Origin of the sequence: Pseudomonas fontis (assembly GCF_028656955.1) — a bacterium.
In the GTDB taxonomy this organism is placed as follows: Bacteria; Pseudomonadota; Gammaproteobacteria; order Pseudomonadales; family Pseudomonadaceae; genus Aquipseudomonas; species Aquipseudomonas fontis.
The window spans coordinates 1-3,438 of record NZ_JAMDGY010000132.1 but is presented as its reverse complement, the minus strand read 5'-3'; the positions used below and the strand labels follow the sequence as shown (position 1 = coordinate 3,438).

The following is a 3,438-nucleotide window of genomic DNA, read 5'->3' as shown; positions in this document are numbered from 1 at the left end:
TTTTTACACACTCTGGGCCAGAAGCGGTCATTAAACGCAAAGAGCAGACTCTCGGCTCCTATCAAAGCTGAAGAACACCAAGTTTTAGAGATAGGCTTTATCCTTAGAGTTTCTTGAATGATAGTCTACAAGATAGTCTAAATACTCCCGATAGTATTTACTTGGAAGTCCTAGGCCCTCTACCATGTCATTAAAGTCTTCAGGAAAGGGGCGATATATCTTCTTTATTTGCTTCATTCGCGAGACATAAATATCATTGTGATTATGATCGCCTTCGTAAAAAGAATACAATCTTTTTCCTCCAACGGTGAATCCGCGCTTTGCCAGCATTCGGTCAACTTCACTTTCCGCAGAATCTGGATGCATATAAAACCACTCAGAGTTCCGGCCAGTGTAAAGATGCAAGACGGGATCTGCGAATGACCTTCGATGAATATAGCCTTCAATTTCTCCCAGCTCAAATCTCGAAATTCCATTCGTGATTTTAGAGAGTTCATAGGTGGCAAAAAGCACAACAAATGGATTGTAGGTCTTACCCTCAGCCAGTCTTTGCTTTGGCGTTTTTTTTGTTGTTAGCCCTATCTTTGAAATCCCCATGTCTCGGATGTCGACCGCAATATACAGCCAAGCAAACTTTGAGCGCGGATACTCGTCGTAGTAATCATTGATCTCTGCAAGTTCTTCATCCGCATCGAATTCATCATACTCAAAACCCATTAGCAAAAGCTTCCTTAAAATTAATGACTCGCTCCTAGAAAGCTATCTATTATCGATTGGATGTTGCAAATAACGCACAGTGATAAATAGCAAGAACCTGTCGCCTACCTTTTGGGAAAGAGATTAGATATTTTGGCCAAAAGTTGACTTTCGAATGGAGTCTAGGAGTTTAGGGGCGATTCACTCATTGCCTGTGCCGCAAAGCTTCTATATCCAACTAAATCTAGATGGCACATGGACCGACGCCATTCAAAAGAGAGACAGCGAACTGCAGTTGTGTTCCTCGAACATATCCGGCGCTCTGCCCCCATCGGTTTTGAACTCCGACCAATTGAGATTCACTTGGATCCCAGAACGATCCCTCTCGTGATTGAGTAACCAGCCAAATGCCACCGCCGCTGAGTCCCGGTGGCTCTGGCGCTTCAACGGTTCCTTCTTGGGATGGCGAGATGTTAGACGTCATATTGTACTCGAGCGCAATGTCGTGCGCCGGATTCAGATGAGAGGGAAATGGATCGCAAGAATTTGTGATGTAACACATAGTTCCTGCACCGACTGTTCTTTCAACCATTGATGTATGCAACCAGGCTCTCGGTGCGCCACAGACAGCAAAAAACCGTGATTCATCTACCGAAACCCCATAGAGAAAGCGCGTTTCCACAAGAAACTCTTTGCTTTTCGCGATTTGCTCTCCCCCCTCCGCAGTCAGTTCGAGCAATGCAATGTCGAGAGAGTCACGCTCCCCTCCACCGATCGCTAGAATCCTTTGGATGAAGATGTTCTCCGTGTTGCCATCCTCGCTGAACAATACTGCGATCGCGCGCAAATCTAGGGGCTGTCCCTGACTATCTGTCACCACGTGGGCTGCAGTTAAGAGGTATCGAACACCTTTTATTTCGATGCATGTTGCGCTTCCTAAGTCCTTCGGCCGATCGGCATTTAGGTCCCAGATCAGCAACGTCACTGAATGCCGCATCAGGCTCTTCTGAACAGCAGTGACGGCAATTTTAAATTGTTTGAGAGCTTGATCTGTATCGGTATTTTTCATCTTAATCACTTCCATAAATTTGGAAAGTTATCACTACTGTAATCGCGTCTTTGCTATCGGTTCCTTTTCCTGCTGTGGAACGCGGACCGCTCGCTCGATTTTGGATTAGTCTGGAACGTGGAAAACCAGTACTGTCAGGATCAGCTCGCGGCCGACATCATCGTTCGCGCGTAGCATATAACGAAAGCCGCTTTCATGAGGCCAGTTCTCAACACGCTTAAAATTGTGGTGTCCCTTTACCTGGGCATCTATGCCATTCATGACTGTCGTGGTATCGGTGCCGCGATTGAAGACCAAGATTGCGGTTTTCCCGTCTCGCCAAGTGGCGTAGCCGAGGAGTTGGTCTATCGCTTCATTAAAGGCTTTAGGCCCTTTCCAAAACTTGCACTCGGCAATGAAGACATTACGATCTGCCTCTCGCAATAAAATGTCCGTTTTGCCCGACATGTTAAAGGTCTCACCAGTGGCTTTACCTTCGAACTGGCCATTGAGCTGAACGAGGAAGTGTTGCCGCAGCGCCTCCTCGTTCATAGACTTAAATGCTCCAGGACTACGCTCCATCACTAAGGCCATATCTTGCATAATACGTAGCGCTTGCTCGTACTGATCCATAGCCCAAGTGGGCTCCGGTTTGAATGGCGCAGTGCTCGCCGGGGGCAGCTTGGGGGCCGCTTTCTTCTTGACAGTAGGAACGACGTAGGTCTTCGGTGCGTCCTCTCGTCGCTTTACGGGAATACCCAACGCTAACACTCGATCCGACTGAGCAAGGAGGCGCGCTCGTCGCTGCTCAATACACTGCTCGGAAAGGTTGACCAGCTCTTGGTTGTAGATCTGAATCATCGTTCGCTGCACCCCCAGATACTGCTCAATTTCATTGAGGACGCGCTCAACACTACTTCGCACGTCAGAATGGGGGGCATCGGACGGGGAGTCATATCGAAAGAGCAAGTCCGTTTTACTCACCATCGCGCGGGGAGGGCTTGAACTGAACTGATTTGCATGGGCATAGAAAAGCTCTGAATCACCTTCAAAGGGGACGTGGACATCTACGCGCTCTCCGGGAACGTAGACAGGTCTCCCCGTGTCTCTGATAAACCGTCCGCTGTCATACCTGACGTCAACTTGGACTTCCGCTGTATCTGCGTACCAGTCGTCACGACGGAGAATTAGGGGTTCTACGTAGTACTTTTCAACAAGGTACTGTTTCAGGTCTTCGGGAGCTGTATTCAGTAACCTATTTGCATCGAACGCTTCCACCTCCTTGCGGAGTTTTTGGGTTTGCTCCGTAAGGATGTCTTGAAGAGAGAAACTGCTGAACAGGTAACCTTTGCTCTTGTCGATGTTTCCGAACATAGTACGTCCTTATTCTGAGGTTGTGGCAGTCCAAAGCTCCCTGACGGTCGCCGTTTCCGAACCAACGATGCTGATCGAGTGGGGCGACTGGGTATAATTGTTACTAAAAGACCATGATGCACTTCGCTGTGGACAAGCACAACGAAAGTACTTCAGCCTAAGCTCGAGCTTGTCCCTGAGGGTTTGTCGCCTCTCGCGAATACTCGGTGAGATCACTTCGGATCTCGATAACTGATGGTAGGTTCGTAATTCCAGATCCGCCGTGAGTCCCGTTTGGCGGCTTTTTCTAGTGGCTGCTTATGGCCCAGAGTGTGTAAAAA

The 3,438-nt window shown here is 48.3% G+C and carries 3 protein-coding genes; all 3 read right to left on the bottom strand.

Annotation, left to right across the window (positions count from 1 at the left end; translation table 11 throughout):
- Positions 1–84: 84 nt before the first annotated feature.
- The 3 genes from M5G11_RS26835 to M5G11_RS26825 all read right to left on the bottom strand — a co-directional run bounded on the left by M5G11_RS26835 (position 85) and on the right by M5G11_RS26825 (position 3,118).
- Positions 85–717 (bottom strand): hypothetical protein, encoded by a 633-nt coding sequence (locus tag M5G11_RS26835; RefSeq protein ID WP_273914055.1) that lies wholly within the window; start codon positions 715–717, stop codon positions 85–87.
- 223 nt (positions 718–940) lie between these two features.
- Positions 941–1,765: a hypothetical protein gene (locus M5G11_RS26830; RefSeq protein ID WP_273914056.1), complete on the bottom strand. Its 825-nt coding sequence runs from the start codon at positions 1,763–1,765 to the stop codon at positions 941–943.
- A gap of 105 nt (positions 1,766–1,870) precedes the next feature.
- The gene (locus M5G11_RS26825) at positions 1,871–3,118 is read right to left on the bottom strand and encodes a hypothetical protein (protein ID WP_273914057.1); all 1,248 of its coding nucleotides are present in this window, start codon (positions 3,116–3,118) and stop codon (positions 1,871–1,873) included.
- Between the last annotated feature and the right edge of the window lie 320 nt (positions 3,119–3,438).